The 6,029-nt window shown below is 30.8% G+C and carries 5 protein-coding genes and 2 pseudogenes; 2 read left to right on the top strand and 5 right to left on the bottom strand.

Annotation, left to right across the window (positions count from 1 at the left end; translation table 11 throughout):
• Positions 1-190: 190 nt before the first annotated feature.
• Positions 191-415 (top strand): hypothetical protein, encoded by a 225-nt coding sequence (locus DN410_RS27715; protein WP_149178853.1) that lies wholly within the window; start codon positions 191-193, stop codon positions 413-415.
• A 243-nt stretch (positions 416-658) separates the two neighbouring features.
• On the opposite strand, the gene DN410_RS27710 is transcribed toward DN410_RS27715, so the two are convergent.
• From DN410_RS27710 to DN410_RS27700, 3 genes and pseudogenes are all read right to left on the bottom strand, one after another.
• Positions 659-1,075, bottom strand: a complete 417-nt coding sequence (locus DN410_RS27710; protein WP_149178851.1) for a DUF3995 domain-containing protein — start codon at positions 1,073-1,075, stop codon at positions 659-661.
• A 142-nt stretch (positions 1,076-1,217) separates the two neighbouring features.
• Complete coding sequence (locus tag DN410_RS27705) at positions 1,218-1,982, bottom strand: DUF3959 family protein (protein WP_149178850.1); 765 nt, start codon at positions 1,980-1,982, stop codon at positions 1,218-1,220.
• A gap of 205 nt (positions 1,983-2,187) precedes the next feature.
• Positions 2,188-3,930: pseudogene (locus DN410_RS27700) on the bottom strand (RNaseH domain-containing protein); the annotation flags it as partial.
• Positions 3,931-4,315: 385 nt separating this feature from the next.
• Between DN410_RS27700 and DN410_RS27695 the strand changes: the two are divergent.
• Positions 4,316-4,684 (top strand): VOC family protein, encoded by a 369-nt coding sequence (locus DN410_RS27695; protein ID WP_255446905.1) that lies wholly within the window; start codon positions 4,316-4,318, stop codon positions 4,682-4,684.
• A 98-nt stretch (positions 4,685-4,782) separates the two neighbouring features.
• Here DN410_RS27695 and DN410_RS27690 read toward each other — a convergent pair.
• Together DN410_RS27690 and DN410_RS27685 are read right to left on the bottom strand one after the other, a co-directional pair.
• A pseudogene (locus DN410_RS27690) lies at positions 4,783-5,013 on the bottom strand (hypothetical protein); the annotation flags it as partial.
• Between the two features lie 238 nt (positions 5,014-5,251).
• Positions 5,252-5,650 (bottom strand): VOC family protein, encoded by a 399-nt coding sequence (locus DN410_RS27685; RefSeq protein WP_149178849.1) that lies wholly within the window; start codon positions 5,648-5,650, stop codon positions 5,252-5,254.
• Positions 5,651-6,029 lie beyond the last annotated feature (379 nt).

The following is a 6,029-nucleotide window of genomic DNA, read 5'->3' as shown; positions in this document are numbered from 1 at the left end:
CATAGACTATAGTGTATCATTTCAGTGCAAGTATTTAAACGTTTTATCTTTAGTATGAATGTGTGAAATTTGCTGCATTTTTTCAATTGCAAATTATTTATAAAGTATTTTATTTTTATGAAGAAAACACTTTATAAATCCCTTTATTTATATGTATAATTATATAAAAGAAAACATAGGAGCAATTTCCATAATGAAAAAACTAATTAATTACAAATACCTTTTAAAAAACTGGCGATATATTTGCATATGTATACTCCCTACAATTAGTTTATTTTACATTTTCGACGTTACTTTTGAATTACTGTACCACCAAGATTTCTACTTATCTAACTTGCTATTTGCTGTAATCTTATTCATTCTATTTATCAATATTAAAGATAAATTTAAAATTAAAGATGATAGTACTTTATGATTTTTTAAGTCCAATACTGTTTTAAATTAGATTCTTATTAGAAACTCACACTACTCCAAAATGATTGCTCGTATCCTTTTCTTCTGTACAAATACCTTTTGTCGCTTTCAGTATAATTGGTATATTGCTATTTATTATGTTGATTCGACATGTTTTACAAAAAAAGAGCATCTTCAATATCGGATGCCCTCATGTGATTACAATTTTTTCTAAGTATTATATAATTATGCGTCGTATTTATTTTCATTTTATTATTACTAATAAAAATGTAAGAGATAAAAATAAACAAAGAGGAATATATAAATTTTTATCCATTCTAGCAAACTTCGTATCTTTTTTTCGTTTAAAGATACCAAAATAATTAAACTCACCAATTACCCGTATGAAAAAAACAATCATACAAATCCAGGAACCAGCTTGAACAATAACATTAGGAACTGCAAAATGAACAATATTTGTTTGTTGTAATAAAATTATTGCTGCTATACTTAATAATAACGCGATGACCAGTGTCATTCCTGTACGAGGTGTAAACGCTTTTTCTCCCGATATAGTTGGAATAACACTATTTGTCCCCCACGTACCTCCGAAAGCCCAATAAACATGCAAAAAGCTAACTAAGAATAATATACAAACAGAGATAGATGTAATAATAAGCATTTTGCCCTCCATTTATTTTATTTCAGTTCCCATCTTTAAATTATATTATGAATCCCACATTAGCAACCTATATTTAATTACAAAAAAACCTTTAATGATTTATCGTTAAATAGATAAATCATTAAAGGTTTACTAAATTTCATTACGCATTATACCTATTCCTTCTACGTTCCATCCTTGTTTGTCCTTGAACAGTATCTTCTTCGTATTGATCTATGTCCTCTTTCATTTCATACGTTACAGCTGGTTCTTCGTAATTATGCTTATGAACTCTTTCTGGATTTTTACGTTTACACGTCTTTCTCCCAAACTTAAATAATTTCAGTTTTAATTTTGGTAATCTTGGAAGACGGACATTAAATGATAGCCTTTTTCGTTTCTTTTTTTGTTGAAATAGATTTGTATTCTCTTTATTATCTTTCTCTTTGCGGTGTATTAACATCGCAAGTAATCCCCCTAAGATAAGACCTCCAATTAAAAATAGAAGATATACATATTGACTTGTCATTAAGCTCGTCATGCGTTCAAGTATAACTAACGACTGTACTTCTTTTATATCCCATAGTAAAGCGCCCCATAATGAGAATAAGCCCAAAGTAAGCCCATATGTACGAAAGCGGAATAAACACGGAATTAACGCGATACACGCGGCAATTTTTGCATTCGAAATTATTGAACTTGTTGATATATCCTGATTCCAAATGATTAGCAGTAGTGTTATAAATGGTGCATATGCTATCCAGCTACATATACGTGAATATATCTTTTTCGCAAAATAACTACCGAAACTAGTAAAAAATAATAGTCCTCCAATATATAAAGATTGTTCTAGTGGGATTTGCTTTATAATTCCTGCAATTGGAAAGAGGCCGCTTAGTAGCATTAATAGCACATCTAATTTCTTCACAATTCCCCATTCCTTTCAATTTTTCAAATTAATAAAACTCGTATTTCCATATGATATAGATTTTGTATTTCTAAAAAACATCTTAATCCTGTATGTTCATAAAGTAAATACTTAAAAGAAGCGATACATGACAAAGGATAGCATTATTTACATGAAAAAATGACAAATCCTGATCGGTATAACGAACAGGATTTGTTGACTTTATTTATAGTAGAATCACGGAATCTTTCTTTTCTATGTTTATTATATCTACATCTAATTCATCTTCAAACTCTTTAAACTCTCTTGCGTCTATATCTGTAATGTAACTTTTGATCACTTTAAACATATGCATGGAATACGTCATATGTACATTCTTTTCCAAGAGCATACTAGAATTACAGCACATGTAATGAATCATTTTTACGATTTGTTCCCTTTCTAGATGTTTTACACCTAATGGTAGAATTTCAATTATATATCGATGCAAGATTTCACTATAATTAAATGCATACTCGCCAGTGCTATAATACATACCTTTTCGATCTACATATAAACCGGTACTACCCATAGCCTCATCACGTTCTATCACACCGTAGGTTGGTACATCAAAATCAGTATTGATTCTAATAATATTTAAATTTGGAACCTTTAGCACATCAGGAACAATCCCAGGTAAACTATCTATATGGATTTTTTTATTTTGTAACCCTTGTATCCAATATTTTCTCATATTCGCATCTACAATGTAATACACCTGTTCATTCTGCTCTTTTGCATGTTGTACAATTTCTATTAAAGTTTCGGAAACAAATTGTTTAAAAAGAATCCCCATATCATTTCTTTTTGAAGGCTGCGGTAAAAATGCATTATGATTATTTAAATTTAATAATAAGCGATCAATCGTGTACCAAACTGTATCCCCATATAATTTATATAAAATTTCTTTTCCTTTTATCTTTGAAAAAATAGGTAAGAAATCAATTTTCGAAATTCGCTCAATTGACAACGTGACGTATATGCAAGGTAAATTTATCTTCTTCCAACTACGCTTCAAAAACCCTCTCTGTTCTAATAAGCTAAGAATACTATTTACAATTGTTTTATGAGATACACTTTGACCAATGAATAAATCAATAAATGTTGAAATACGATTTGTCCGCGCAAAACCTTCTCTAATGATTTGTTTTGGATTAATTTTTTCGCGCCCATCACAATTTTTTATTGCAATTAATGCTAATGTCGCATCAGACCGCTCTCCTGCAGTTTCATAAACAGCTTTCACAACATCATCGACAAGGTTTGGTTTATATTTCTGGCAATACTGCATTTTATATGGATTTTGTAATACTTTTTCAATATTAAATCTCACTATCTTAAGTAATACTGGAGAATCTGCATTCAGCAAATAGCATGACTCACTAATTTGTGTTAAAACAATTTCACTTTCAAATAATGCCTGTTCTATTTCCAGCGATATTTTTTCAGACCATATTTCCAGCGTTATCGTCTCTAATCCTTTTGGTGTAAATAAAGGAAAGAATTCATTCTCAGCATTTGTTACTACCTTTTTACATGCTGGGAGTAAAGCAAAACAAGAGAATGTCTGCTGAAATTCTTTAAATAAATACTCTTTCTCTTTTACTTTTATACCAAGTTTTACTTTAGTACCTTGTACTTTATATATTCTTTCATTGTATGGAAATAACACCCTTATATTTGTACCTATTAGATAATCTTTCGGATATTGGAGAATATGATCTAAATTAACCTCTCCACCTATATGAAAATCATCTTTTAAATTTCTAAATATTTTAATCCACTTCATGCCTTTTGTAGCTTGTTGTACTTTTAGTTTTATAAACCTTAATTTTTTATTATTTGATGCAAACTCTGGAGTAGAAATTAATATCATGCCCCGTTTTCTTCTCAACAGTAAAGGGATATCTGGATGGTTATATTCTTGATATTAAGACTATTTTTATGAGCATTTCGTATAAGTGTGATTTAACTGATTAAAGCTATTTTCAAAGACGACATATCAGCGATAAATTATGTCTATTTTGTATAGGTGTTAGCAAGTTCGTTTGCAAACTTGTTAGCACTTTTTTATTTTCTTCTGTTAAAAATCTTCATTGTATTTTTTCTTTTACACATCAATCATACTGCCACTATGACCAAAGTTATTAATTAAGCCTGTTTTCTCAAAGATTGTTGCTATTAAAGCAAAGAGAGACAGATCTAATCTACAAAATGTGTAGAATGAATTCTGTTTTTTAAAATTTTTCAAAATAAAGGGTTCTCATAAATGCGTTTAGAATATTTACAGTAATACTAAGAATAGGTGGGATGAAATGGTGAATCAGGTTTGTGTTATAAGTATTTACGTGCCCAATTTAAACAAAGCAATTGACTTTTATACTAATACTTTAGGTTTTGAATTAAACAAGCAGTATGGACCTAATATTGCATCACTTGTACACGGAGAGTTACCAATTATTTTAGAGGCAAACGATAATACAACCTTTAATCAAGATAATAAAATTACAGGAGTTGTATTAGGATTGAGAACTGAAGATATTTATGAAACGGTTAAATTCTTAAAAGATAAAGAAGTAGAATTTATTGTAGATGAACCAACTAATTGTCCTCCAGGAAAATATATTAGTTTCAGAGACCCCTTCGGAAATATTTTAGAGTATCTCCAATTTGAAAATATGTAACAAGCATTAAAAGTTCAACATAATGGTTGAACTTTTTTAATCTCCTTTTATAGCAAGCCTGCTTTATTAGTTGAGTAACAGTAAACTACTGAATCTGCTTAAAAAGCACCTGATAAAAGGTGCTTTTGGTCTTTTCTTAATGCTTCAACTGTGAAATAGTTAGATTTTTGACAAGCTGAAATAAGCATTTGCTCTACCCGATTTTCAAATGCCAAGTTTTTATGTAACTCAAGCCAACGATACCAGTAGAGGTAACTATCCAAATAATACGTACCAACGCCTTGAAATCGTTCCATCCATCCTTTTAAACGGCGATGGAAGTTATTAACCCATAAGCTTGCCGTGAGTTTTATTAATGTAGATTTTGAATAATGTTTGGTCAAATTGATACTAATAACCTTGATAAACGAGCAAAAAGAAAGAGCGTGTTTTTTAAGAAAATTGATCAAAGCACGCTCTTAACTTATTTAATTGAATCATTCTTTTATAAAAAAGTCTGATCATTCCTGTGGTCTTTCTTTCATTAAAGCGCCCTTTAGTTGAGGAGAGGGTGGTTATACGGACTAACTACTTAGCCGTCGTTCCATGAACTCTTTTTATTGTTTCATCTCTTTCATTCTCATTCAAATATTCGAAAAAACCTAAGCGATTTCCCCAGGGGTCTGTAAAGCTACTCCATTTTACGGGAACCTCTTCTCTTGAATATATTTCAAAAGGCTCAATATTTAATTCCTTTATCATTCTATCCCTTTCAGCCTCTATATCCATCACCCCCATGCGTATAGGACCGCTACCTTCTGTTGGCGTTCCCTCGGCTACCTGTAACCAACTCCCGGGTACGAGTTCAAACTCAACAAATCCTTCATGAGGTATAAAATCAGGCTCTTTATTCAGTAGTGACTTGTACCATTCCTTTCCCTTTTCAAAGTCTGAAACACGAACTTGCACAGTCATTTCAATAATCACCTTAACCCCTCCGTTTTTTAACATCGACCCTAATCTACTTCAACACAGTTCTATACATTCCTTCTTTGCTGATATTCAACAAATTGACCTGTAATAGAGTAACTTTATCATTACTCAACAGCTCCTTAATCGGTATTTCGGTTCAAATCATCTTTTCATTATAAAAACATCCCTTTAGATAAACAGATCCAAAGGGACAAAACATCGCAATTTAAAAACGTCGAAACTTTATTCTAAACATCACATCTTTTTTATGAGCACTGTGACTTTATTTAAAAGGTGACTTAAAAAAATTCTTCAAATTCTGGAAGCATAAGTTTGCCGCAAACAAAAAGAACCATAAGCTTGATATGGGGTCTCGCCACACATCCATCAACTT

Source organism: Bacillus sp. SH5-2 (assembly GCF_008368905.1).
In the GTDB taxonomy this organism is placed as follows: Bacteria; Bacillota; Bacilli; order Bacillales; family Bacillaceae_G; genus Bacillus_A; species Bacillus_A luti.
This window is presented reverse-complemented; position numbering and strand designations above follow the sequence as displayed.